The sequence below is a fragment of the Paraburkholderia fungorum genome (genome assembly GCF_902833645.1).
GTDB classification, from domain to species: Bacteria; Pseudomonadota; Gammaproteobacteria; order Burkholderiales; family Burkholderiaceae; genus Paraburkholderia; species Paraburkholderia fungorum.
In genome coordinates this window covers 1311544-1337996 of sequence record NZ_CADFGE010000001.1, presented here as the reverse complement: position 1 = coordinate 1337996, position 26453 = coordinate 1311544, and the positions used below count along the sequence as shown (strand labels likewise).

19 protein-coding genes, 1 tRNA gene and 2 riboswitches are annotated in these 26453 nt (G+C 63.3%); of the genes, 11 read left to right on the top strand and 9 right to left on the bottom strand.

The features are described 5' to 3' along the window. Positions 1-65: 65 nt before the first annotated feature. Positions 66-1160 carry an HAD family hydrolase gene (locus tag HWX91_RS05960; protein ID WP_081833184.1) on the top strand — a complete coding sequence of 365 codons (1095 nt, stop codon included), beginning with the start codon at positions 66-68 and terminating at the stop codon, positions 1158-1160. Between the two features lie 246 nt (positions 1161-1406). On the opposite strand, the gene HWX91_RS05955 is transcribed toward HWX91_RS05960, so the two are convergent. Then, positions 1407-1482, bottom strand: a tRNA-Arg gene (locus HWX91_RS05955). A 296-nt stretch (positions 1483-1778) separates the two neighbouring features. Between HWX91_RS05955 and HWX91_RS05950 the strand changes: the two genes are divergently transcribed. Beyond that, positions 1779-2678 carry a c-type cytochrome gene (locus HWX91_RS05950; RefSeq protein WP_028198459.1) on the top strand — a complete coding sequence of 300 codons (900 nt, stop codon included), beginning with the start codon at positions 1779-1781 and terminating at the stop codon, positions 2676-2678. Positions 2679-2782: 104 nt separating this feature from the next. Here HWX91_RS05950 and HWX91_RS05945 read toward each other — a convergent pair whose 3' ends face one another. Beyond that, positions 2783-3361, bottom strand: coding sequence for a hypothetical protein (locus tag HWX91_RS05945; RefSeq protein ID WP_028198458.1), 579 nt, complete (start codon positions 3359-3361; stop codon positions 2783-2785). Between the two features lie 121 nt (positions 3362-3482). Further along, positions 3483-5573: a UvrD-helicase domain-containing protein gene (locus HWX91_RS05940; RefSeq protein WP_028198457.1), complete on the bottom strand. Its 2091-nt coding sequence runs from the start codon at positions 5571-5573 to the stop codon at positions 3483-3485. Positions 5574-5978: 405 nt separating this feature from the next. Between HWX91_RS05940 and HWX91_RS05935 the strand changes: the two genes are divergently transcribed. The 8 genes from HWX91_RS05935 (at position 5979) to HWX91_RS05900 (ending at position 17255) form a co-directional block, all read left to right on the top strand. Then, entirely contained in the window at positions 5979-7028 is a 1050-nt protein-coding gene (locus tag HWX91_RS05935; RefSeq protein WP_028198456.1) for an oxidoreductase, read from the top strand. Between the two features lie 225 nt (positions 7029-7253). Then, positions 7254-7607, top strand: coding sequence for a hypothetical protein (locus HWX91_RS05930; RefSeq protein ID WP_028198455.1), 354 nt, complete (start codon positions 7254-7256; stop codon positions 7605-7607). 142 nt (positions 7608-7749) lie between these two features. After that, a riboswitch (glycine riboswitch) is annotated at positions 7750-7851 on the top strand. A 33-nt stretch (positions 7852-7884) separates the two neighbouring features. Then, positions 7885-8045: riboswitch (glycine riboswitch) on the top strand. An 82-nt stretch (positions 8046-8127) separates the two neighbouring features. Beyond that, complete coding sequence (gene gcvT / locus HWX91_RS05925; protein ID WP_028198454.1) at positions 8128-9246, top strand: glycine cleavage system aminomethyltransferase GcvT; 1119 nt, start codon at positions 8128-8130, stop codon at positions 9244-9246. 62 nt (positions 9247-9308) lie between these two features. Next, positions 9309-9689, top strand: a complete 381-nt coding sequence (gcvH, locus tag HWX91_RS05920) for a glycine cleavage system protein GcvH (protein WP_028198453.1) — start codon at positions 9309-9311, stop codon at positions 9687-9689. Between the two features lie 94 nt (positions 9690-9783). Continuing rightward, on the top strand, positions 9784-12720 hold the full coding sequence (gene gcvP, locus HWX91_RS05915; protein ID WP_028198452.1) for an aminomethyl-transferring glycine dehydrogenase: 2937 nt from the start codon (positions 9784-9786) through the stop codon (positions 12718-12720). 118 nt (positions 12721-12838) lie between these two features. Beyond that, complete coding sequence (locus HWX91_RS05910; protein WP_028198451.1) at positions 12839-13969, top strand: alginate lyase family protein; 1131 nt, start codon at positions 12839-12841, stop codon at positions 13967-13969. 27 nt (positions 13970-13996) lie between these two features. Further along, on the top strand, positions 13997-15385 hold the full coding sequence (locus HWX91_RS05905) for an L-serine ammonia-lyase (protein WP_028198450.1): 1389 nt from the start codon (positions 13997-13999) through the stop codon (positions 15383-15385). Between the two features lie 154 nt (positions 15386-15539). Beyond that, positions 15540-17255: a thiamine pyrophosphate-binding protein gene (locus tag HWX91_RS05900; RefSeq protein ID WP_042276012.1), complete on the top strand. Its 1716-nt coding sequence runs from the start codon at positions 15540-15542 to the stop codon at positions 17253-17255. Between the two features lie 134 nt (positions 17256-17389). Here the strand turns inward: HWX91_RS05900 and HWX91_RS05895 are convergent, their stop codons facing one another. The 4 genes from HWX91_RS05895 to putA all read right to left on the bottom strand — a co-directional run bounded on the left by HWX91_RS05895 (position 17390) and on the right by putA (position 24084). After that, positions 17390-17848, bottom strand: a complete 459-nt coding sequence (locus tag HWX91_RS05895) for a cupin domain-containing protein (protein WP_028198448.1) — start codon at positions 17846-17848, stop codon at positions 17390-17392. Continuing rightward, positions 17845-18540 (bottom strand): iron-containing redox enzyme family protein, encoded by a 696-nt coding sequence (locus tag HWX91_RS05890; protein WP_042276008.1) that lies wholly within the window; start codon positions 18538-18540, stop codon positions 17845-17847. The genes HWX91_RS05895 and HWX91_RS05890 overlap by 4 nt, the downstream gene beginning before the upstream one ends. Positions 18541-18905: 365 nt before the next feature. Then, a complete protein-coding gene (locus tag HWX91_RS05885; RefSeq protein WP_028198447.1) occupies positions 18906-20054 on the bottom strand; it encodes a branched-chain amino acid ABC transporter substrate-binding protein in 1149 nt (382 codons plus the stop codon). A gap of 88 nt (positions 20055-20142) precedes the next feature. Beyond that, a complete protein-coding gene (gene putA / locus HWX91_RS05880; protein WP_028198446.1) occupies positions 20143-24084 on the bottom strand; it encodes a trifunctional transcriptional regulator/proline dehydrogenase/L-glutamate gamma-semialdehyde dehydrogenase in 3942 nt (1313 codons plus the stop codon). Positions 24085-24397: 313 nt separating this feature from the next. On the opposite strand from putA, the gene HWX91_RS05875 reads away from it, so the two are divergent. Next, positions 24398-24568: a hypothetical protein gene (locus HWX91_RS05875; protein ID WP_167346784.1), complete on the top strand. Its 171-nt coding sequence runs from the start codon at positions 24398-24400 to the stop codon at positions 24566-24568. Between the two features lie 141 nt (positions 24569-24709). On the opposite strand, the gene HWX91_RS05870 is transcribed toward HWX91_RS05875, so the two are convergent. Together HWX91_RS05870 and HWX91_RS05865 are read right to left on the bottom strand one after the other, a co-directional pair. Continuing rightward, positions 24710-24955, bottom strand: a complete 246-nt coding sequence (locus HWX91_RS05870; RefSeq protein ID WP_028198445.1) for a hypothetical protein — start codon at positions 24953-24955, stop codon at positions 24710-24712. Then, complete coding sequence (locus HWX91_RS05865) at positions 24955-26385, bottom strand: YeiH family protein (RefSeq protein WP_028198444.1); 1431 nt, start codon at positions 26383-26385, stop codon at positions 24955-24957. Before HWX91_RS05865 ends, HWX91_RS05870 begins: the two co-directional genes overlap by 1 nt. Between the last annotated feature and the right edge of the window lie 68 nt (positions 26386-26453).

Sequence of the window (26453 nt, the reverse complement as noted above, 5' to 3'; positions counted from 1 at the left end):
ATCACCGCACCCCATTAGACTGGCGCTCGCTTTAGCTTCGACCCACCGCTTTTGATGAGGCTTTCATGATTCGTACGATGCACCGGTACTGCATTGCTTTGACCGTTGTAATTCTTTCAGCTTGCACTGTTACGCCGCGTCACGACGCGGGCGGGTCGCAAGCCGCCGCATCGGCCGCCACGGCGCTGCCGTCATGGAACGACACAGCGACCCGACGCTCGATTGTCGATTTCGTCACGCTGGTCACCACGCCCGAGTCGAAGGACTTCATTGCGCGTGCTGACCGGGTTGCCGTGTTCGACAACGACGGCACGTTGTGGCCGGAGCAACCTGCCTCGGTGCAACTGGTGTTCGCGCTGCAACGGGTGAAAACGGTGGCCGGGCGGCATCCGGAATGGAAGCGGCAGGAACCCTTCCGCTCGATTCTGAGAGGCAATCTGAAAAGCATCGCGGGGAGCGGCGATGCCGGCTCGATGAGAGTGCTGGCGGCCGCGCATGCCGGCATGACCAGCGATCAATTCGCCGCGCTCGTCCACGAATGGTTCGACTCCGCGAGTGACCCGCGCTTTAACCGCCCGTACGCCGAGCTCGCTTATCAGCCAATGCTCGAACTGCTCGCCTACCTGCGCGCCAATGGCTTCAGGACCTATCTAGTGACGGGCAGCGATGTCGAGTTCGTCCGCGACCTGGCGCAGCGTGTCTACGGCATTCCGCCCGAGCAGGTGATCGGCAGCACCGTCAAATACAAGTATGGCCAAACGAACGGCGCCGTCACGCTGACCCGGCTTGCGCAGGTCGACAATCTGGTCGACGGCGCCGCCAAACCGCTCGCCATCGACCGTGTGATCGGCAGGCGCCCTGTGATCGCGTTCGGCAACGCCGACGGCGACGTGCCAATGCTCGAATGGACCGCCGCCGGCGACGGTCCGCGCCTCGCGGCACTGCTGCATCACACCGACGGTGAGCGGGAGTACGCGTACGACCGCTCGGCGAAAAGCGGCAAGCTCGACAAGGGTCTGGACGAAGCCGGCGCGAAAGGCTGGCTCGTCGTCGATATGAAGGATGACTGGAAGACGGTGTTCAAGGCGGATAGCACGGCTACGCTGCGGCTTCCTCCAATTAGGCACGGCAATGTGGCCGGAGACGCGGTCGCACGTTGAGATTGCCGCACGCTCGCGCCCCCGCCTTGGGACGCGCAAGCGAGCGCGGCCGCGCCGCTAAGGTCGGTCGACGTCTATGACCGCAGTGAGGCTCCGAGGAGCGGCCATTTTGGATGTGACTTTTGGGGCTATGCGACCGCGGGCTTTGGGGCGGGATTCCTTGGCTTTTTGCGGACGCAAATTTCCCGCAATGCCTTAGCTGACGAGGGATTTCAGGACTTCAGGGGAATTCAGAGGAACATCAGATGGTGCGCCCGGCTGGGATCGAACCAGCAACCCCTGCCTTCGGAGGGCAGTACTCTATCCATTGAGCTACGGGCGCTTCAACACGAAAGCGCGGCAACCTGAACAGGAGCGACGCCAAAGCGAGACCGAAAGGATACCCGGTTTCGGCCCAACCGTCCACCGGACGGCCTATATGGCGGGATTGGGCGGCTTCGGCCCGCCATCCAGGCGCCGCCGGCCACGCTCCGCGATGCGGGTAAACGCCTGCTGAACACCGCGCCGAGCCCCTCGCCGCCGTCGAAATGTTCCGTCTATAATCGTCCGTGGCTGAATAAAGAACAAGAAGTTGCCGTCACGCTGTACCGCTCACATACCCACGGAGACGAGACAAGCATGAGCGAAGCACCACACGGAGCCCCAATCAAAACCCCCGGGCAGCTCATTGCCGCGATCATTGCCAGTTTTGCGGTACCGATCGTCATCATCGTTCTGCTGGTGATTTACGTCGATAATTCGACACGCACCGGTGCCGGGACAGACAGTCTTTCCGAAGCCGAAGTCAGCGCGCGCATCAAGCCGCTCGCGCAAGTCGACATTCGCGACGCCAATGCGCCACGCGTCTACAAGACCGGCGAAGAAGTCTACAAGGCCGTTTGCTCCGCCTGTCACGCGTCGGGTGCGGCAGGCGCGCCGAAATTCACCAATACCGCCGACTGGGCCCCGCGCATTTCGCAGGGCTTCGACACGCTGTGGCACACGGCGCTCACTGGCAAGGGCGCGATGCCCCCGCGCGGCGGCACCAGCCCGGACGACTACAGCGACTTCGAAATCGCCCGCGCGGTGGTGTACATGGCGAACAATTCCGGCGCGAGCTTCCCTGAACCGGCGCAGCCGGCCGCGGGTGCGGCGGCCGCCGCTTCTGGTGCCGCTGCCGCAGCGCCGGCGGGCGCTTCGGATGCCGGCGCTGCTCAAGCTGCCGCCGCATTGGCCGCTATGGCAAGCGTGCCGCAAGCCGCTGCGCCGGCAGCCGGCGCTGCGCAAAGCGCGGACGCCTCGCAAGCCGGCAAGGCGCTGTACCAGCAGGTTTGCCAGGCATGTCACGCGGCCGGCGTGCTGAACGCACCAAAGTTCGGCGACAAGGAAGCCTGGGCGCCGCGCCTGAAGGACCCAATGGACACCATCTACAACTACGCGCTGCATGGCAAGGGCGCGATGCCGCCCAAAGGCGGCTCGAATGCCTCGGATGCGGACGTGAAAGCCGCCGTCGACTACATGGTCAGCGCGGCGAAATAAGGCATCCGGCGGTTGCTGTAGAACAAAAAATCCCTGCATCGTGACGACACGAGCAGGGATTTTTTTAACGCGTTTCTCTCACGACGATACTCGGCCGGCGCAGATCAGATGCCAGCCGATGCCACCGCGGGATGCTTGAACGCTTCGACAAATGCCAACGCCGGCGTGCTGCGAGCGAGCGACGTGAAATGCGCGTGCAATTCGGCAGGCGCAAGCCATGGATAGCTCAGGCCGTCCTGCAATGCATCGAGCAAAGTGCCGTCTTCGTCCGGCACGACATCCATGCGTGCAATGTGGATATGGAACCCCGTCACAGCCGGCGTCGCGTCGAAATTCCAACGGTACACGCCGTGGCCCACCCGCAATGCGCCGCTTGCCTGTTCGCGCATTATCACTAGCCAGGGCAGCGCGTCGATCGTGTCGCCTCGGACCGCGAGCGAATCGCACACGTAATAGGTGCGGCACTGCGTATATTGAGCGCCGAAATCAGTGACAAGCGTTTTCGCAATTGCATCGGTGCCGACCGTGCGCGCCGGAAACGCGATGTTCGACGTCGCGAGCGAAATGGTGAGCACGGCATCGGGAGCAAAGGCTTCGGCGATGCGCTCGGCCCGCGTGTTGTCTTTCGCGTCGACGTAGGTTTCGAGAGCGCGGCGATAGTGCGCGGGCGGCGGCGTGGGCATGCGAGCGATCTCCAATTGGCGCCCGCTCGACATCCGGCCGACATCGAGTCAGCGGGCCGCACCACTGTAGCGTGCCTGCGCGGAAAACCGCCGATGCACCCGCCGCCCGCAAGGTCTTACTTCAAGGCTTCTGCAACAGCGCCTTCAAACTCGCGAGCCGGTCTTTCGGGGACATCGGCGCTTCTTCCGGCGTCGGCGGCGGCGCATCGTCGAGCAGCATCTCGGGGATGAAACGCGACGGCTCACACACCACGGTTTCGCGCGCCCGCTTGCGCTTCTTGCACCAGTTCAGATGCAGGCTGCGCTGCGCCCGCGTGATCGCGACGTACATCAAACGCCGCTCTTCCTCGATGCGCGCGTCGTCGATCGGTTCGTCATCGGGGCCGCCACGGTGCGGCATGATGCCTTCTTCGACACCCACCAGAAACACGTGCGGATACTCCAGTCCCTTCGACGCGTGCACGGTCGAAAGCCGCACCGCGTCCGGATCCTCTTCGCGGCCTTCGAGCATCGACATCAGCGCCACGGTCTGAATCAGGCCGAGCAGATTCTTGCCGGTGTCGCCGAGGCCGTCGGCCGTGTCGTAGCCGGTGGCCTCACTCGCCTCCGAACCCTCCGGTTCGGCCTTGGTGCCTTTGCGCTTCAGCCATACCATGAACTCGAGCACGTTCTGCCACTTGGACTGCGCCTGACGTTCGTCGAACGCGTCGTACAGATAGGCTTCGTAGTGGATCGCGTCCATCAGCTCGTCGAGCAGCGGGCCGGCCGCATCCTTCTCGGCGCGGTCGGTGAGCCGCTGCATGAAGTCGCAGAACACGCGCATCGGTTCGATCTGACGCGGCGACAAGCGGGCTTCAATGCCGCCCATATAAACCGCTTCGAATAGCGACACTTTTGCCTGACCCGCAAACGAGCCGAGCGCTTCGAGCGTCGTATTGCCGACACCGCGGCGCGGCGTGGTGATCGCGCGGATGAACGCGGGGTCGTCGTTTGCGTTGGCGATCAGGCGCAAATACGCGCAGATGTCCTTGATCTCGGCTTTGTCGAAAAACGACTGCCCGCCCGACAGCACATACGGAATCCGTTCACGACGCAGCACCTGTTCGAAGATACGCGCCTGAAAGTTGCCGCGATACAGGATCGCGTAGTCGCGAAAATTCGCACGCCGCTCGAACTTGTGCGCGGACAGGCGAAACACCACAGATTCGGCCTCGTGCTCTTCGTCGTTGCAAGCCGTGACGGTGATCGTGTCGCCCATGCCGTGTTCAGACCAGAGCTTCTTTTCGAACAGCTTCGGGTTGTTCGCGATCACGTTGTTCGCGGCGGTGAGAATACGCACCGTCGAGCGATAGTTCTGCTCGAGCTTGATCAGATGCAGCTTCGGAAAATCCTTGCTGAGCTGACCGAGGTTTTCGAGCGTCGCGCCGCGCCAGCCGTAAATCGCCTGATCGTCGTCGCCGACCGCCGTGAACGCCGCGCGCTTGCCGGCCAGCAGTTTCACCAGTTCGTACTGACACGCGTTGGTGTCCTGATACTCGTCGATCAACAGATAGCGCAGCTTGTTCTGCCAGCGGTCGCGCACCTGCTCGTTCTTTTCGAAGAGTTCGGCGGGCAGACGGATCAGGTCGTCGAAGTCGACCGCCTGATACGCATGCAGCGTCGCCACGTAATTACGGTAGACGATCGCGGCCTGGTGTTCATCTTCATTCGCGGCAATCGCGATCGCCTGCTCCGGCATGATCATGCCGTTCTTCCATAGCGAAATGATCGACTGGATCTTGCGGATGAAGCCCTTGTCCGTCGAGCCGACCTGCTCCTGAATCATGCCGAAGCAGTCGTCCGAATCCATGATCGAGAACTGCGGTTTCAAACCGACGTGTTCCGCTTCCTGCCGCAGAATCTGCACGCCGAGCGAGTGGAAGGTACAGACCGTCAACTGGTTGACGGGCACTTTGCGGCCTTCCTTGCCGGGCGTGGTGAGCGTCTTGCCCTCGAGCAGCTTGCCCACGCGCTCGCGCATTTCCAACGCGGCCTTGTTCGTGAACGTGACGGCGGCGATATGGCGCGGTTCGAAGCCCTTGGCCTCGATCAGGTGCGCGATTTTCTGCGTGATCACGCGCGTCTTGCCGCTGCCGGCGCCGGCGAGCACGAGACACGGACCGTCGAGATAACGGACCGCTTCATCTTGAGCGGGGTTCAGGCCTGCGGACATCGTCTGTGGATGGGTAATGCGGTTGAGGGCGCTTAGGTGCGGGATCGCGAGACCGAAGGCCCGGGGGCATGCTGCGCGGGGCCGGCGGCTGGAACGGCGCCGCTTGTGCCGCGGGGTTCCGGCTCGCCGCGCCTGCGCGAGAGCAGCGATGTTAACACGGATAAATGACGCGGATGAACGTGACAGACTGGAAATGGACGAGCAAAACCAGCGCGCTGCGTCCGACGGCCGGATGGCGACCCCAACGCCATGCCGAGGCCTGGCTTGAACAGCCTGATGACAGATATCCCTGACAGGGGCCTGCGGCAACGCTGACAGTCCGTCTTCGAGACATGCCACAATTACAGTGTTGCGCGCCGTCGCCGCGGTGGCAAAACGGCGCGCCGTTTCTGCAGGAAGACACGCATGTCCGCATCGCTGAAGATTGGATTGATGGGTTACGGTTTTGCTGGCGCGACCTTTCATGCGCCGGTGATCGAGCACTGCGGGCGGGCGAGCGTCGCGGCCATCGCGACGAGCCACCCCGAGCGCGCACAGGCCGATTACCCACACGCAAAGGTGGTGGCCGATCTCGACGCCCTGCTGGCGCTCGATGAAATCGACTGTATCGTCATCGCGACGCCCAATGACACGCACTTCGACCTGGCGCGCCGCACGCTGGAAGCGGGCAAGCACGTGGTGGTCGACAAACCGGTCACGCTAAGCGCGGCGGACGCCCATACGCTCGCCAACATCGCACTCGCCCGCAGCAAGCGCTTCGTGCCCTTTCATAACCGCCGCTGGGACGGTGATTTTCTGACCGTCCGGGATCTGCTCGCCAGCAGGGAGCTAGGGCGCATCACGCAATACGAATCGCATTTCGACCGCTTCCGCCCGGAAGTCAAGCAGCGTTGGCGCGAGGAAGCTTCGCGCGGCGGCGGCTTGCTGTTCGATCTCGGCCCGCACCTGATCGATCAGGCATTGGCATTGTTCGGCGCGCCGCAAACGGTGTTCGCGACGGTTCGCACGCACCGCGACCAGGCCAGCGCGCCCGACTATGTGCATATTCAACTTGGATACGGTGAGTTCGAGGTGGTACTGCATGCCAGCGCGTTGACCGCGCTGGCTGCGCCGAGGTTCACGATTCACGGCACGCAGGGAAGCTACGTGAAGTACGGTCTCGACACGCAGGAAGATCAGTTGAAAGCAGGCCTGCGGCCTGGCGACGAGGGATTCGGTGCCGGCAATGCGGCGGGCGTACTGCGCGTGCTCGAAGGCGGTCAGGAAGTGGAGCGGGAGGTGCCTACGCGCAATGGTGATTACGTCGGTTTCTATATTGCTTTGGCGGATGCCATCCAGAATGGCGTGAAATTTCCAGTCAGCGCTCAGGACGCAGTCGACGTGATGACGATCATCGAGCTTGCTGCCCGGAGTTCGGAAGACGGAGTCCGGCTGCCATTCGAGCGTATTCGCTGACTTTTTTGCGTACGTTACAGGGCACTTACAAGGCACTTGCCTGCCTTTCGGATTGTCCGGCGGTGGCACGCGAACACCGCCGCCGTCCGGCGCAACACACCTGTCAATCCCGAAAGGAACATAACGTTACAAATAACCCCCTCTTCGCGGTCAGCGTAAATCGCCGGCAATCCGTTGCTACCCCAGTAGCACCAACACAAAACGACAACGACTTCTGGAGAGTCCATGCCCCGTATCGCCCGCGCAGTAGCAGCATGCGCATTGCTCAGCTCTCTCGCCGCCTGCGTGGTGGCGCCCCAGCAACCCGCGCCGGCGCCGCGCCCCAACCCGCAGCAGATCGCGGATGAGCGCCTCCATCAAGTCAATGGCCGCATCGACAACCTGAGCCGTCGCATTGACGCTCACGTCAACCAAGGCTATTACCCGCCCCCGCAAGGCGGCGCATTGCACCACCGTCTCGACGTGATCCGCCAGGAAGCGCACGATATGGCGGCGCAACACGGCGGTGGTCTGTCCAGCGACGAGCAGCGCGTGCTGAACCAGGAACTGGACAACGCGGCACACGCCATCGGCGAATAATCGCGCCGGTTCAGGCACTGAAGCAAAGAAGCGCGGGCATTGCGTCCCGCGCTTTTTTTTGACCTCGACGAACCCGCAGGGCCGTCCCCCGTGCCCGTTGCGGGCCTTTATTTGACAAGCCCCCGGCCCTCGCGTACATTCGCCGCACGCGTCGGGAGAGCGTGCTGGCCGCAGAAATTCGCAGGCCGCGCCGCCGAAGGGGCACACCCACAAACTCTCAGGCAAAAGGACCGGCCGCGTCGAAAAACCCGCGTCAATGCAGCATCGAGACATCGGTTTTTCGCACTCTGGAGAGCGGCAGTAGCCGTCTGCATCGTTTATAGCGGTGCAGATTCCGGCAAGCTGCCCACCGAAGGGGCGCGCGTTTCACCGTAGCGATCACGGCTTCACATCGCACGGCAGCGCAATCTCTCAGGTATCGAGGACAGAGGGGTCATGCAACGCAAACCGCTCGCAGCCGGCAGGCCGCGAGGCGTAGCGCCGCATGGCCTTTTTTGTTTCGCGAGACGCCTGAGGCCCCATGACCGAACTCAAACACACCCCGCTCAACGCCACCCATCGTGCGCTCAACGCCCGCATGGTCGATTTCGGCGGCTGGGACATGCCCGTCAATTACGGCTCGCAGATCGACGAACACCGCGCCGTGCGTACCGACGCCGGCATGTTCGACGTCTCGCACATGTGCGTCGTCGATTTCACCGGTGAGCGCGTACGCGCCTTCTTCGAATACGCGCTGGCCAACAACGTCGCCAAGCTGCAAACGCCGGGCCGCGCGCTCTACTCCTGTCTGCTCAACCCGAATGGCGGCGTGATCGACGACCTGATCGTCTATTACTTCAGCGAGACGCACTTCCGGCTGGTCGTCAACGCCGGCACCGCCGAGAAAGACGTCGCCTGGTTCAACAAGCTCAACGCCGAAGGCGGCTACGGTCTGACCATTACACCGCGCCGCGATCTGGCGATCGTCGCCGTGCAGGGCCCGAATGCGCGCCACAAGGTCTGGCAAGTCGCGCCGTCCAGCCGCACCGCGACCGAACTCCTCAAGCCGTTTAACGCTGCGATCGTCGACAACACGCCGTTTGGCGAATTGATGATCGCCCGCACCGGCTACACCGGCGAAGACGGCTTTGAAATCGTCCTGCCCGCCACGTCCGTCTGCGAGTTTTGGGACGCCTTGGCGCGTCAGGGCGTGCGCCCCGCCGGCCTCGGCGCGCGCGACACGCTGCGCCTCGAAGCCGGTATGAATCTGTACGGCCAGGATATGGACGACAACGTCTCGCCGCTCGACGCCGGCCTCGCCTGGACCGTCGATCTGAGCTCGCCGCGCGACTTCGTCGGCCGGAGCAAGCTGGAAGCCGACGGCTCGCAAGCCGCGTTCGTCGGACTGATCCTGCTGAAGGAAAACGGCAAGGCGGCAGGCGTGCTGCGTGCTCATCAGAAAGTCGTCACGCCGCATGGCGAAGGCGAAATCACCAGCGGTACGTTTTCCCCCACGATGCAGGAATCGATCGCCTTTGCGCGCGTGCCGAAGGGCGTGCAGCCGGGCGACACCGTTCACGTTCAGATTCGTGACAAAAACGTCCCTGCAAGCGTGGTAAAACTGCCGTTCGTGCGCAACGGCAAGGTGCTCGCGGTTTAAGCAGCCGGCGCGTGCGTCACCACTTTGAAACACCACCAAATCACACCGCATAGGAGCATCCGATGAGCATCCCGGCCGATCTGAAATACACCGAATCGCACGAGTGGGTCCGCACCGAAGCGGACGGCACGCTGACGGTCGGCATCACCGACCACGCGCAGGAAGCGCTCGGCGACATCGTCTTCTTCGAAGTCCAGGAACTGGGCAAGACCGTTGACGCCGGCGACACCGTTGCCGTGATCGAGTCGGTGAAAGCCGCCTCCGATATTTACGCACCGGTCGCGGGCGAAATCATCGAAGCGAACCCGGCGGTTGCCGATACGCCGGACGGCGTCAACAGCGCGCCGTACGAAAACTGGCTCTTCAAGATCAAGCCGGCCGCGGGCGCATCGCTGGACCGCCTGATCGACGCGGACGCTTACTCGAAGTCGATCGGCGCCTGATTCACCGTACGTTGCACCTTTACGTTTAAACCCGACAGGCGCGGCGCGTCCGATTCAACCGTCGAACGGACGCCCGCGCCGGCAGGAACACCTCATGAAGCTCGAACACCCGGATCGTCTGATGAACCGCACTCCTCTCTCGCTCGCCGCGCTCGAAGTGCATGACGCCTTCGCAGAACGGCACATCGGCCCGGATTCGGCCGACCAGCAGGCCATGCTCGAAGCCCTCGGCTTCGCGTCGCGCGCCGCGCTGATCGACGCCGTGATTCCGAAGACGATCCGCCGGGCCGAAACGCTGCCGCTCGGCCCCTTCGTGCAACCGAAGAGCGAAGCGGAAGCGCTCGCCGCGCTGCGCGAGCTGGCGGAGAAGAACCAGGTGTTCCGCTCATACATCGGGCAAGGCTATTACAACGCGCACACGCCGGCGGTGATCCTGCGCAACGTGCTCGAAAATCCGGCGTGGTACACCGCGTACACGCCGTATCAGCCGGAAATCTCGCAGGGCCGTCTGGAAGCGCTGCTGAACTTCCAGCAAATGATCGTCGACCTGACAGGTCTGGCGATTTCGAACGCGTCGCTGCTCGACGAAGCCACCGCCGCAGCCGAAGCGATGACGCTGCTGCAACGCGTCGGCAAGCCGAAGTCGAACGTGTTTTATGTCGCCGACGACGTGCTGCCGCAAACCATCGAAGTGGTGAAAACACGCGCCACGCCGGTCGGCATCGAAGTGAAAGTGGGTCCGGCCGCGGACGCCGCGAACGCGAATGCGTTCGGCGTGCTGCTGCAATATCCGGGCGTCAACGGCGACGTGCGCGACTACCGCGCACTCGCTGACGCGATCCACGCGGCGGGCGGCCACGTGGTGGTCGCCGCCGATCTGCTCGCACTGACCGTTCTGACGCCGCCGGGCGAATGGGGCGCGGACGTGGCCGTCGGCAACACACAGCGTTTCGGCGTGCCGGTCGGTTTCGGCGGCCCGCACGCGGCTTACCTCGCCGTACGCGACGAATTCAAGCGCCAGATGCCGGGCCGTCTCGTCGGCGTGACGGTCGACGCGCAAGGCAATCCGGCATTGCGTCTCGCGCTGCAAACGCGTGAACAACATATCCGCCGCGAAAAAGCGACCTCGAACGTGTGCACCGCGCAAGCGTTGCTCGCGATCATGGCCAGCATGTACGCGGTTTATCACGGCCCGCACGGTCTGAAAACGATCGCACTGCGGGTGAACCGCATCGCCGCATTGCTCGCCGAAGGCGCGAAGCAACTGGGCTACACGCTGGTCAACGAAACCTTCTTCGACACGCTGACGTTCGAAAGCGGCGCGCGCACCCAGGCGCTGCACGACGCCGCCAAAGCCCGGCGCATCAACCTGCGCCGCGTGAGCGACACGCAAGTCGGCCTGTCGGTCGACGAAACCACGACGCGCCACGATCTGGCCGACCTGCTTGCCGCGTTCGCGGAAGCCGCGGGCGCGCAAGACGTGCCGCAAGTCGATGCGCTCGACGCCGCCATCGCCGCGTCGAACACCGCGTCGGTGCCGGCCGCGCTGGAGCGCACCAGCGCGTACCTCACGCACCACGTGTTCAACCGTCATCATTCTGAAACGGAAATGCTGCGCTATCTGCGCAGCCTGTCGGACAAGGATCTCGCGCTCGACCGTTCGATGATTCCGCTCGGCTCATGCACGATGAAGCTGAACGCCACCTCGGAAATGCTGCCAGTCACGTGGCCCGAATTCGGCCAGATCCATCCGTTCGCACCGGCTGAACAAACCGTCGGCTACCGCGAAATGATCGACCAGCTCGAAGAAATGCTGGTTGCGGCAACGGGTTACGCCGCGGTGTCGCTGCAACCGAACGCCGGTTCGCAAGGCGAGTACGCGGGCCTGCTGATCATCCACGCTTACCACGCATCGCGCGGCGAAGCGCATCGCAACGTCTGTCTGATTCCTGCTTCGGCGCACGGCACGAATCCGGCGTCGGCGCAAATGGCGGGCATGCAGGTGGTCGTGGTGGCTTGCGACGCGCAAGGCAACGTCGATATCGAAGACCTGAAGAAGAAAGCCGACCAACACGCCGACAAGCTCGCGGCGATCATGATCACGTATCCGTCCACGCACGGCGTGTTCGAGGCGAACGTTCGCGAAATCTGCGAGATCGTGCATGCGCACGGCGGCCAGGTCTACGTGGATGGCGCGAATATGAACGCGATGGTCGGCCTGTGCGCGCCGGGCCAGTTCGGCGGCGATGTCTCGCACCTGAATCTGCACAAGACCTTCTGTATTCCGCACGGCGGCGGCGGCCCGGGCGTCGGCCCGGTCGCGGTCGGCGCGCATCTCGCGCAATTCCTGCCCAATCAGATTGCAACGGGCTACGAGCGCGCGCCGAACGGTATCGGCGCGGTGTCGGGCGCACCGTACGGTTCCGCATCGATCCTGCCGATTTCGTGGATGTACATCGCGATGATGGGCGCGAAGAACCTCACCGCAGCCACCGAAACCGCAATCCTGAACGCGAACTACGTCGCGAAAAAACTCGCGCCGCATTATCCGGTGCTGTATTCGGGCCCGGGCGGACTGGTCGCGCACGAGTGCATTCTCGATCTGCGTCCGATCAAGGAAACCAGCGGCATCACCGTCGACGACGTCGCCAAGCGTCTCGCCGACTACGGCTTCCACGCACCGACCATGAGCTTCCCGGTGCCGGGCACGCTGATGGTCGAGCCGACCGAATCGGAATCGAAAGAGGAACTCGACCGCTTCATCGAAGCGATGATCGCGATCCGCGATGAAATTCGCGCCGTCGAAGAAGGCCGCTCGGACCGTGAAGACAATCCGCTCAAGCACGCGCCGCACACGGCAGCGGTGGTCATTGCCAACGAATGGAAGCATGCGTATGCGCGCGAAACCGCCGCGTACCCGCTGCCTACACTGATCGCGAAGAAGTACTGGCCGCCCGTCGGCCGGGCGGACAACGTGTATGGCGACCGCAATCTGTTCTGCTCCTGCGTGCCGATCGCCGACTACGAGTAAGCGTGTCCGCTAACCGCGCATCGCCCTGAAGGTTGTAAGCAGGCGTTGCGCGGTTCTGTCGCTCGGCTCCGCAAACGGCTAACATCTCACACCGAATCAGCCTAACGAGGAGTTTCGCATGGCGCGAAAGGTGCGATTGATGCAGAGCCGGACCGAAGCAACGCGAGCCCAGACATGGCAACAGGCTTGCACATTACTGCTGGCGAGCGCGGCGGTGCTGCTGCCGCTGCGGCAGGCGCAGGCCGCGATGAATTTTTGTGCAGCCCCCGCGCTGCAAACCAGTGAGCGCACGAATGCCGATCCGGGCGTCAAGGCGCTGGTGAGCAATGTGCAGGCACATCTGAACGACCCGCCGCATGCGGTGGCGAAACTGCATACCGAAGGCACGCTGCCGCACGAAGGCATCTACGATCAAAGCGTCGAGGCGGCGAAGGATCTGGATCTGCTGCGCGACGCCGCGCTCGCCTGGCGCGCGACCAGTGACGATCGTTATCTGAAACTGGTCGACCGCTTGCTGTATGCGTGGGTCACGACTTATCAACCCAGTTTCAATCCGATCGACGAAACCCATTTTGAAGGCCTGATCCTTGCCTACGACATGACCGCGAGCGCGTTGCCGGTGAAAACGCGCAATGCATCAATGGCGTTCCTGACGAAGCTTGCGAACGGCTACATCGCGCAAATCGACGCTCAGCCGCGGCCGCTCAAGGGCACGTTCCGCAACAACTGGCAAAGCCACCGGGTCAAACTGATCGCGATGGCCGCGTTCACGCTGGACAACCGCAAGATGATCAACGCGGCGCAGCGCCTGTTCGACGAGCACATCGGCGACAACATCGCACCGGACGGCTCGACCGTGGACTTCACCGAGCGCGACGCACTGCACTACGTCACGTACGACCTGCAGCCGCTCGTGACCGCGGCACTTGCCGCGCGCCGCCACAACCGCAACTGGTTGCCGGAGAAGGGCGCGAATGGCGCGTCGCTGGCTGCCGCGCTGAACTGGCTCACGCCGTATGCGGACGGCAGCAAGACGCATGAAGAATTCGTGCATTCGAGCGTTCCGTTCGATGCCAAACGTCGCGAAGCCGGATTGCCCGGCTATTCGGGCCAATGGGATCCGAAAAACGCGACGGAGTTGTATCACCTGGCGGCGCGTCTGGACGGACGCTATACGCCGATCGCGCTGCAGCTCGCACCGACGCCGCCCGCGTGGCTCGCCGTGTGCTTACCGCTGCCGGCGCGCTAACCTTACTTTTATCAGCAGGAGCAGTAAATGGCAGTCAGCGTGTTTGATCTCTTCAAAATCGGCATTGGTCCGTCCAGTTCGCATACGGTCGGGCCGATGCGCGCGGCGCTGATGTTCGCGCAAGGGCTCGAACGCGACGGGCTGCTGGCCGCGACTGCCTCGGTGAAGGTGGACCTGTACGGATCGCTCGGCGCGACGGGCAAGGGGCACGGCACCGATCGCGGCGTGATGCTCGGCCTGATGGGCGACGCTCCCGACACAGTCGATCCCGACACCATCGCGCAACGGCTCGAAGCGGTGAAGACATCGCGCAAGCTCGCCTTGCTCGGCACGCACGACGTGCCGTTCGTGCAAAAAGATCACATTTCGTTTTATCGCCAGGCGCTGGCCGAGCATCCGAACGGCCTGAAACTGCGCGCGCTCGACGCGCAGGGCGAGACGCTGCGCGAATCGACATATTTGTCGGTGGGCGGTGGTTTTGTGGTGACGGCAGGCGCGCCGAACACGAAGGTGCTGAGCGCCGTCGAGCAGTTGCCGCATTCGTTTCGCAGCGGCAGCGAACTGCTCGCGTTATGCAAATCGACCGGCAAGAGCATCGCGCAATTGATGTGGGACAACGAGCGCGTCTGGCATACGGAAGAGGAGACACGCGCGGGCCTGCTGAAGATCTGGGGCGTGATGCAATCGTGCGTGTCGCGTGGTTGCGGCATCAACAATCCCGATGCGGACGGCAATTTGCCCGGTCCGTTCCAGGTCAAGCGCCGGGCACCGCAGTTGTATCGTGCGTTGGCGGGTCATCCTGAGCTGGCGCTGCGCGATCCGCTGTCGATGGTCGACTGGATCAATCTCTACGCCATCGCCGTGAATGAAGAAAACGCCGCAGGCGGCCGCGTAGTGACGGCGCCGACCAACGGCGCGGCCGGCATCATTCCGGCGGTGCTGCACTACTACACGCGCTTCATGCCGGGTTCGAACGAGCAGGGCGTGATCGACTTCCTGATGACGGCGGCCGCAATCGGCATTCTGTACAAGCTGAACGCGTCGATTTCCGGCGCGGAAGTAGGCTGCCAGGGCGAGGTGGGCGTGGCCTGCTCGATGGCCGCCGGTGGGCTTGCGGCCGTGATGGGCGGGACGCCGGAGCAAGTCGAGAATGCGGCCGAAATCGGCATGGAGCATAACCTCGGGCTGACGTGCGATCCGGTCGGCGGCATGGTGCAGATTCCCTGTATCGAGCGCAATGCGATGGGCTCGGTGAAAGCCGTGAATGCCGCACGCATGGCACTGCGCGGTGACGGCACGCATTATGTGTCGCTCGACTCCGTAATCAAGACGATGATGCAGACCGGCGCCGATATGAAGACGAAGTACAAGGAAACGTCGCGCGGCGGGTTGGCGGTGAATATTGTCGAGTGCTGACGCAGCGGGGCACGCGGTTGCGCTGCGCCGTGACATCGGACACGCGCTCGGCGTAAGCTGTCGGTGCGCCCATCGGCGTTGATAGACAACCCGATGCGGCAAGCACCCGTCTGCATCGATCGCACCCATCGTCACGCCTGGAGGCTTCATCGCAATGCCGCTTGCTTCTGAATCTTCTTCCACGACCCAAACCACCGGCGCGCGTCTCGTCGTCGACGCCTTGCTGACGCATGGCGTCGAACGTGTTTTTTGTGTTCCCGGCGAGAGCTTTCTCGCGGTGCTCGATTCGCTGCACGACGAAACAGATCGCATCCAGACCATCGTCTGCCGGCATGAAGCGGCGGCCGCGAACATGGCCGAAGCAGTCGGCAAATTGACCGGACGCCCCGGCGTCGCGATCGTCACGCGCGGACCGGGCGCGACGCATGCCTCGATTGGCGTGCACACCGCGTTTCAGGACTCCACGCCGATGATCCTGCTGATCGGACAATGCGCGCGCGAACATCTCGACCGCGAGGCTTTCCAGGAAATCGACTATCGGCGCATGTTTGGGCAGATGGCCAAATGGGTCGCGCAAATCGACGATCCGAAGCGGATTCCCGAATACCTGAGCCACGCGTTTCACACAGCGACGTCGGGACGCCCAGGGCCAGTCGTGTTGTCGTTGCCGGAAGATGTGTTGAGCGACGCCTGCGAAGCAGTGGCTGGCGCGCCCAGTTACAAGCGTGTGGCAGCCTCGCCGTCCGCGGCTCAGATGGACGAGTTGCGTCGCTTGCTGGAAGGCGCGCAACGCCCGATGGTCGTTGCCGGCGGCAGCGGTTGGACGCCTGACTCATGTGCCGACCTGCGGCGCTTCGTCGAGAATTGGCAATTGCCGATTGGCCTCGCGTTCCGCTTCCAGGACACGCTCGACAACGAGCATCCGAACTATGCGGGCGATGTCGGCCTCGGTATCAATCCGGCGCTTGCTCAACGTATCCGCGACGCGGACCTGCTGCTCACGCTCGGCCCGCGTTTGGGCGAAGCAACCACGAACGGCTACACGCTACTCGACATCCCGAAAACGAAGCAGACGCTGGTGCATGTGCATCAAGGCGCCGAGGAATTGGGCCGGGTCTATGCCGCCGACTTGCCGATCGTCTCCGGCATGCCGGAACTGGCGGCATTGCTTGCCGCGCTCGAACCATCCACCGGGAAACTCGCATGGAGCGGCGCCGCGGAAGAGGCCCATCGCGCGTATCTCGACTGGCGCAAACCACGCCCGATTCCCGGCGACGTGCAAATGGGTGAAGTGATCCAGCAGTTGCGCGCGCATCTGCCGGAAGACGCGATCCTCACCAACGGCGCAGGAAACTACGCAACGTGGTTGCATCGGCATTTCTCGTATCGGCATTTCCGCTCGCAGCTTGCACCAACCAGCGGCGCGATGGGTTACGGCGTGCCGGCGGCAATCGCGGCGAAATCGCTTTACCCGCAACGCGCAGTGGTCGCATTGGCCGGAGACGGCTGTTTCATGATGGCGGCGCAGGAGCTCGCCACTGCGATGCAATACGATCTGCATGTGATCTTCATTGTGGTGAACAACAACCACTTCGGCACGATCCGCATGCATCAGGAGCGGCACTATCCGAATCGCGTGCACGGCACCGGCCTCACGAATCCTGACTTTGCGGCATTTGCAAAGTCGTTCGGCGCGCATGGCGAGACAGTGGAACGGACTGAAGATTTTCTGCCGGCGCTTCATCGCTCGATGGAAGCAAACCGCGCGGCGGTGATCGAGATTCGCATGCCGCAAGAGGCGAGTACACCGGGTGCGACGTTGGAACAGATTCGCGAGCAGGGCAGGAAACTGCGCGCATCGGATTCGTAGACTCGCATGCCGATCGCCCAAAAGAGTGCGCGCCGATGCCATTGCGGCAACAGCGCGTTTCCCATCGTTTTGTGCGGCACGGCCGCTGCCGCACAGGTCGCCTCGTCATTCTTCACACAGGCGACGTCTCCTCTCTAACGCGTCTCCTCAGCGTCGGCTTCCTCGCGCAAAGCGACACCGAAACTCTGCAACACCGGCGCGTTTTCACACGCCACATAGGTCGCGTCCTGGTCGCCCGTATTGCCATGCTGATGCCACGCCCACACGGGCACATACAGCGCGTCGCCGGCCTGCCACTCGACGCGGTGCGAGCCGATGCGCGACCAGCCACGGCCCGCGGTGACGTAAATCAGCGTTTCGTAATTGTGCCGATGCAAGCGCGACGTCTGTCCCGGCTTGAGTCCGCCGATGGTCATGCTCAACACGCGCGACGGCAAGTCCACCAGCGCAACGGGATGCTGACGTTCCGCTGAAAACGCCGCGTCGTTGCCGCCCAGCACGTTGCGATGCACGACCTTGTCCGGCACCTGCGCTTCGAGCACCGCCGGCACGCGCGGAAAATCGACTGAACTGAAGCGGTCCCGCTCGCTCATTGCGCGCCTCCGGCCATCAGACGGTCGAACAGGCGTAGACGCGCATTGAGCGCGGCCTCGCCCGCGCTGACCATCGTGACCACCGACGCCGGATCGTCGGCGACCATCCGCGCCATGATGTCGCGCATGGTGTCGGCATGGCCGTCATCACACTCGATATGAAGCGTAAAAAACCCGAGTCGCTCACGCGGCACGCCGGCCTGCACGAACCCCTCGACGATATCGGCGTAGAACACCGGAACGATCGCTTCCGCCCCCAGGCACAGCGCGCCCAGCCCGTTCGCCGGATCGGTCTGGCGGCACAGCATGTACATGGTGTCGATCAGATTTTGCGTCTCCGGGTAAACGGGTTCGTCCGCCGGATTCACGCCGAGATCGGCGAGCATTTCACGGTACAGCTTCGAGTGCGGCGTGGGACTGTCTTCCGCGAGGCCGATTTCCTCCAGCAGGTTGCCGGCGAGCCGCAAGCAGTCGTCGCCCGAGCGCAAGTTCGCCATCAGCGCCGAGAGGAAGCGGGTGAAGTGCTCGCCGTACTTCGCATGTTGAGTGAGCAGCCGGTTGAGTCGCGGCCGACCGATTGTTCCGGCACGGCACGCGGCAAGGAAAGGATGCACCGAAATTCTCGCCTTCAATTCTTCCTGCGTGTCGCCGATTACGTCCGTCGAAAAAACCGCTTCTTCAATAGCAAACATAGTTTCCTCATTAGAATAATTAATCCGCGTTGCCGCCGCAGGAAAAACATTTTTATTCAGTGGCTGGCCAACACAGAGTTCAATCGACATCGAACTCAATCACCATAGCAGGCCCGTCTGGATTGGCTCTGAATGGATGCGGGTCAATTGATAATTGGCAATCAGCCTATTAGGACGCACGGTTTAATCAGGAATATTCCGGAATCAGCAAGTGAGAAATAGGAACGTAAAAAGATGCCGCGCGAGGCCCAATAAAAAAGCCCCGCGGGCAGAACCCGCGGGGCTTTTTTTAACTGGCGCGGCGCGCCCGGAATTTCACTTCACATTCTAGGCAACACCCGCTGGATCGGGACGCGCGGGACCGCTTACTTGCCGCCCACGCTTTGCAGCGTCGTCCACTTGCCGTCGACAACCTTGTACAGCGTGATGCCGCCGTTCTTCAGGTCGCCCTTGCTGTCGTACGCGAGGTTCGCGGCCGTCACGGCCGGCATCGACGTCTTCGCGAGCACCGGCAGATACTTCGCCGGATCGGTCGAGTTAGCCTTCTTCATTGCGTCGAACATCGCCATTGCGCCGTCGTAGGCATACGGCGAGTACGTTTGCACGTCTTCGTTGAAGCGCTTCTTGTACTTCGCGACGTAGTCCTTGCCACCCGGCATTTCTTCCAGCGGCAGGCCGGCGAGCGACGCCACCGTGCCGTTCGCCGCGTCACCCGCGATCTGGATGAAGGTCGGCGTGTGGACCATTTCGCCGCCCATCAGCGGCGCCTTGATGCCCAATGCCTTCATCTGCTTGACCATCGGTGCCGCTTGCGAATCCGCGCCGCCGTAATAGATCAGGTCCGGGTTGACCGACTTCAGCTTGGTCAGGATCGACTTGAAGTCGACAGCCTTGTCGTTCGTGTACTCACGATCGACGATCGTGCCGCCCGCTGCCTTCGCAGCCTTCTCGAACTGATCCGCCAGACCTTGGCCGTAAGCCGTGCGGTCGTCGACGATCGCGATCTTCTTCACGCCCAGGCTCTTCACCGCGAACGCGCCGGCGACCGAACCTTGCTGCGTGTCGGACGTCATCATGCGGAACGTGGTCTTGAAGCCTTGCTGCGTGTACTCAGGCGCCGTCGCCATGGCGATTTCGGGGATGCCCGCGTTCGCGTAAATGCGCGAAGCCGGAATCGTGGTGCCCGAGTTGAAGTGGCCGAGCATGCCCTTGATGCCGTCGTCCACCAGCTTCTGTGCAACGGTCGTACCGGTGCGCGGGTCAGCCTGGTCGTCGGCCGAATCCAGCACGAAACGAACCTGCTTGCCGCCGATCACCGGCTTGGTGGCGTTCATGTCTTCCACAGCCAGCGTGATGCCGTTCTGGAAGTCTTTGCCGTAGTGGGCCTGTGCGCCCGTCATCGGACCGGCAAAGCCGATCTTCACGTCTTCAGTCGATTGAGCGTTGGCCGTCCCCGCCAGCGACATTGCCGCAACCAGTGCTGCGCCTGCCAGCTGTTTCATCTTGTATTGCATAGCTTCTCCTTGGTACCAGGTATGGATGGAGCGGTTTTTCGGGGTCGCCGTACCGCCTCCGTTCTATTGAAGGATCAATGAGGTTCGCTCAACCGATCGTCATCAAATTTGCATTGCCGCCTGCTGCCGCGGTATTCACACTGACCGAGCGTTCCGTCAACAGACGCTCGAGCGCGTAGTCTTCATCGCCGCTTTCCAGCGCGCGCGCCGCGACGCCCTGAACCGAAACGATCGGCCCTGGACGTTTCGCGACTTCCTTCACCAGCGCGAGCAGTTCGTCGCTATCGCCTTCGAACAGCACCGCGTCGAACGGCGTATCGGCACTCTTCTTCACGCTTGCGTAGGACTTCAACGCAGCGGGCAATTGCGATACCAATTGTTCACCCGCAGCGCCTTCGAACAACGCGCGATTTCCCGTAGCCAGCGCTGCGGCGAACTGCACGCGCGCGCCGCTGGCCGTCGCGGCGATGCACAGCACCGTGCCGCGCGCGCCGAGCGTGTACGTGTTGCGCTCGCCCGTGGGGCCCGACAACACCGCCGTCGCGCCCGCCGGCATATGCGACAGATAACCGTCGCAGCGTGCGGCCAGCACCGGCTGCTGTTCGCTGATCAGCCAGTCGCGCAGTGCCGTCAAGGCCGCGGACGGATTGTCGCCGCGATTATCCCCGTTCGGGCCGGCTTGCGGTACGTCGGCGATCAACGACTGCGCGAGCGACTTCGGCAAGCCCGCAGGACGCGTCGCCAGCAGACGTTGCAGATACAGCGCGCCACCCGCTTTCGGCCCCGTGCCCGACAAACCCTCGCCGCCGAACGGTTGCACCCCCACCACCGCGCCGATCACGTTGCGATTCACGTAGATGTTGCCGACATGCGCGCGGCTGATCACGTGAGCAATGGTTTCGTCGATCCGCGTATGGATACCGAGCGTGAGGCCGTAGCCCGTCGCACGGATCTGCTCGAGCAGCTTGTCCAGCTGGCTGCGGCGGTAACGCACCACGTGCAGCACCGGGCCGAACACTTCACGCTTCAATTCGTCGATGCTGTCGAGTTCGATCAGCGTCGGCGGAACAAACGTGCCTTGTGCGCCGCCTTCGGGCATCGGCAGTTGCTCGACCTTGCGGCCTTTCTCGCGCATCGCCGCGACGTGCGCGTCAATCCCGCGTTTGGCGTCGAGATCGATCACCGGGCCGACGTCGATCGACAGACGATCCGGATTGCCCACCGACAGTTCGCGCATTGCGCCGGTCAGCATTTCCAGCGTGCGGTCCGCCACATCTTCCTGCAGACAAAGAACGCGCAACGCGGAACACCGTTGACCGGCGGAATCGAACGACGACTGCAGCACGTCCGCGACCACCTGCTCAGCGAGCGCCGACGAATCGACGATCATCGCGTTCTGACCGCCGGTTTCGGCGATCAGCGGAATCGGTTTGCCTTCCGGATCGAGGCGGCTCGACAGCGTCCTGTTGATCAGACGCGCGACTTCGGTCGAACCGGTGAACATCACCGCGCGGGTGCGCGGATCGGCCACCAACGCGGCGCCGACTGTTTCGCCGTCGCCCGGCAGCAGTTGCACGGCGCCCGCCGGCACGCCGGCTTCGCGCAGAATGCGCACCGCTTGCGCGGCGATCAGCGGGGTTTGTTCCGCCGGCTTCGCAAGCACGGTGTTGCCGGCCGCCAAGGCCGCCGCTACCTGGCCCATGAAAATCGCCAGCGGGAAGTTCCACGGGCTGATACACACCACCGGGCCGAGCGGACGGTGCGTGTCGTTGGAGAATTCGTTGCGGATCTGCGTCGAGTAGTAGCGCAGGAAATCGATCGCTTCGCGGATTTCCGCGACGGCGTTCGCCAGCGACTTGCCGGCTTCCCGCACGACGAGACCCATCAGCGTGTGCATCTGCGCTTCGAGCAGATCGGCGGCACGCGCGAGGCAATCGGCGCGAGCCTCGACCGGCGTGGCTTGCCAGATCGGCGCGGCGGCAACGGCGTGCGCCAATGCCGCGCTCACGTGTTCCGGCGTCGCTTCGACAACCGTGCCGACGAGGTCGCGATGATCGGCCGGGTTGCGCACGTCACGTGCGACACCGACGGCGATCTCGTTGTCTTCGAGCATCGGCGCGGCGCGCCACGGGTGATGCGCGCTCGCCAGCAACGCGGAGGACAGCGAGGCCAGGCGGTGTTCGTTCGACAGATCGAGACCCATCGAATTGAGACGCTCGGCACCGAACAGATTGCGCGGCAGCGGAATCTTCGCGTGCGGCGCGCCGAGCGGCACGATCTTCGAGGCTTCGTCGACCGGATCGGCGATCAGGTCCTTGATCGCGACGCTTTCATCGGCGATGCGGTTCACGAACGACGTGTTCGCGCCGTTTTCCAGCAGACGGCGCACGAGGTATGCGAGCAGCGTTTCGTGCGTGCCGACCGGGGCGTACACGCGGCACGGACGGTTCAGCTTGTCGCGGCCGGTGACTTCCTCGTACAGCGGTTCACCCATGCCGTGCAGGCACTGGAACTCGTACTGGCCGGGGTAGTAGTTGTTGCCCGCGAGGTGATAGATCGCCGACAGCGTGTGCGCGTTGTGCGTGGCGAATTGCGGATAGACTGCGTCCGGTGCGCCGAGCAGCTTTTTCGCGCAGGCGAGGTACGACACGTCCGTGTAGATCTTGCGCGTGTACACCGGATAGCCTTCCAGACCATCCACTTGCGCGCGCTTGATTTCGGTATCCCAGTACGCACCCTTCACAAGGCGGACCATGATGCGGTGACGGCTGCGGCGCGCCAGATCGATCAGGTATTCGATCACGAACGGGCAACGCTTCTGGTACGCCTGCACCACGAAACCGATACCGTTCCAGCCGGCCAGTTCCGGATCGAAGCACAATGCTTCGAGCAGATCGAGCGAGATTTCGAGGCGGTCGGCTTCTTCCGCATCGATATTCAGGCCGATGTCGTAGCGGCGCGCGAGGATCGCCAGCGAGCGCACGCGCGGCAGCAGTTCGCTCATCGTGCGTTCCTGCTGCGAACGTGAATAGCGTGCATGCAGCGCCGACAACTTGATCGAGATGCCGGGGCCTTCGTAAATGCCGCGGCCGCCGGCGGCCTTGCCGATCGCGTGGATCGCCTGTTCGTACGACGCGTAGTAGCGCTGCGCGTCGGCTTCGGTGGTCGCCGCTTCGCCGAGCATGTCATACGAGTAGCGGAAGCCGCGCGCTTCGTATTTGCGGCTGTTGGCCAGCGCTTCGGAGATGTTCTCGCCGGTGACGAACTGTTCGCCCATCAGGCGCATCGCCATGTCGACGCCCTTCCTGATCAGCGGCTCGCCGCCCTTGCCGATCAGGCGCGTGAGCGCCGACGAGAGGCTTGCCTCGCTGTTGGTCCCCACCAGCTTGCCGGTGATCATCAAGCCCCACGTCGCGGCATTGACGAACAGCGACGGCGCCTGACCGACGTGCGACTTCCAGTCGCCCTTGCTGATCTTGTCGCGGATCAGCGCGTCGCGCGTGGCGCGATCGGGGATGCGCAGCAGTGCTTCGGCGAGGCACATCAGCGCCACGCCTTCCTGGCTCGACAACGAGAATTCGTGGATCAGCCCTTCGACGCCACCGCCTTTGCTCTTCGTGCGCAGCGTTTCGACCAGCTTGCCGGCCATGGCCTGCACATCGCCCGCGAGATTGGCCGGCAGACGCGCCTGACCGAGCAGGAACGGCACGCATTCCGGCTCGGGACGGCGATACGCCGCGGTGATCGCCGCGCGCAGCACCGATTGCGGTTGCACGTTCTGCGCGAATTCGAGGAACGGATGCGATGCGCTGTCTTCGTCGTGCTCCACCGCCGCGCCGTCGGCCAGATCGGCCGAGCCCGTGTGGCCTGACAGTTCTGGGGGTAACTGACCGTGTTCGATCTTTTCGAGGTATGCGAAGATCGCCTGCTTGATCAGCCAGTGCGGAGTACGTTCGAGGCGAGTAGCGGCATCTTTCAGCCGGGAACGCAGGAGGTCGTCGACCTTGACGCCGAGGGTGGTGCTAGCCATGTTTCCTTCTTCGGATACCAGACGAATAGCTGGCAAGAGACTAAAAGTTGTGCGAATCGTACGCCTCCCAATAAAAAGGTGCAACCATGCACCACGCATGGTTGCACCTTCGTGGAAGCCTTATATGACGGGGGTTTGCGCCGGATAGCGCCGTACGCGGCACGCGCGGTTGCGATCGGTACTTTCCCTGGCGTGATTCTTTTCGCTTTTACCCTTATCAGATTGCTCTGCGCGCCGTTATACAGATCATGGGTGGCGGCGGCCTCACGGCACGCACATAAAAAGCGGTACGGGGTTTTAGAGGACGGGTGAAATGGAAAAGTGGTTGGTCATACTGGGCATCTGGGCGATGTGCGCGATGTGCGCGGTGCTGTTCATCCGTGGCGCGACGGGTGGTTCGGGCAAACGCACGGCCGCGGATGGACGCGCGCGTCCGGCCTCACGCGCCTCGGCAGGCGATGTGCGGGCAGCGGCGAACGATTGAACGGTTGAATCCGGCGGCTCGCCAAGGCCATGGCGATGCCGGTCCCGATCCCGATTGAGGTCTCGACCAGGATCTCGATTAACGCAGCAAACAGTGAATGGGCGCCCCCGGGCTCAACCGGTGGCGACGTCGACGCGCGCGTCAGAAGTGCGCGATCGGCTCGAACTGCGCGCAGGCGTCATCAGGCGAAACGAGCTGGTCGTGCAGACGGCAGAGCCGGCTGTCCGCCACGCTCGCGCCGAACCCGGAACTGAACACGGTGAGGCCCGGAATGCTCTGCTCCAGTGAATGCCGATCCTCGGCGCGATACCGGCAGCTTGCACAGCGCGGCGCGCACGCGTCTCCGCGTGCGTGGGCCGTGCCGGCAATGCGGACAGCCTCGCTCATTACGAGCCCTGTCCCAAGCTATTCCAGTACGGTGCGAACACGTGCGCGGACAGCGCGTAGCCGATGGCGATATTGACGACCACGCCCGCCGTGAAGGCCAGAAACGGTTTCAGGCCGGTGGCCGACAACGCTCGCAAACGCGTGGTCAAGCCAATGCTCAGAAAACAGAACGTGAACGCCCACGTGCGCAGCGCGGTAATCGGCGCGACGAATTCGGGCGTGACCACCTTGCGGTAATCGGCCAGCGAGTAGTGGCTGGCAATCCACGTCACCAGAGCGGATGCGATCACGAAGCCGATCACGAATTTCGGGAAACGCGCCCAGATATCGCCTGCCTTGGCGCTGGATTTGACGCCGCTGTCCTGCGATTCCCAGCGCGTGGTCGCCACAATCGCCAGCACGAAGGCCCAGATGCCGATCCAGATGTCGCGGCCCACCACCTTCATCAGCGTAAACGCCTGCAGCGACGCCTCCGGCGCGCCCGCAATAGCACCGCCCGCGTGCTTCGCAAAGTCGCCATAGGCTTGCGCGGCGGCAATGCCCGCGGCGTCGGCGAATTCGGAGGTGCCGATCCATGCGCCGGCGACCGCTGTCGATAGTCCCAGCGAGCGCGACGCGAACGGCAGCACGAAGATCATCACGATCGCCCACAACACGACCAGCGTGATCGCCACCGACGCCTGTTCGCGCCTGGCCCGCACGGCGCCGGCAATCGCAATCGCCGCCGAGACACCGCACACCGCGCCGCCCACACCGAGCACGGCCGCGAACCGCCGGTCGAGGCCGAGCGCCTTGCCGGCAAAAAAGATCACGAAGAATGTCACGAGCGAGACGATGGTCGCCTGCCCGACCGCGACCGGCCCCGCCCACACCAGCAAGGTAAACGGCAGCGTCGCACCGAGCAGCACGATGCCGACCTTGATGTAAAACTCCACACGCAGACCGGCGGAGAACCACTCGGGCAAGGTGAAGACATTCGAGATCAGCAGGCCGAGCGCCAGCGCCACCAGCGGCGGCTCTAGGTTGTACTTCGACGCATTGACCCACGCGCCCAGCGTGAAGATCAAAGCCGATGCAATGAACAGGATCAGGAACGACGCGAGGAACGCGCCGATCCGCTGCTTCAACGCGGCAAGACTCGCGCCGAACAGCACGGCGAACACAACGAACAGCGCGACATAAGCCGGCAGACGCTTACCGATGTCCTGCGCGGCTTGCGCCAAGTTCGACCATTTGGCCGGCGCAACCGCCAACCACTTGATGCTGCTGCCCGAGGCGAATAGCCCCCAGGCAATCACGATCACCAGCAGGCCGATCCAGACGGCCCACCAGTCTTCGGTGGAAAACAGACCGCCGCCGTGCGCGCTTTGGCCACTGCGATCTTTGCCGGGCGCCGCGCCGGTCGGCAGCGTTTGATTGGTATCGCTCATCGTCATGCCCCGAGTGAGTAGAGGTACATCGGCGCGGGAATGTTGGAGTTGTGCCTAACGATGCGCCG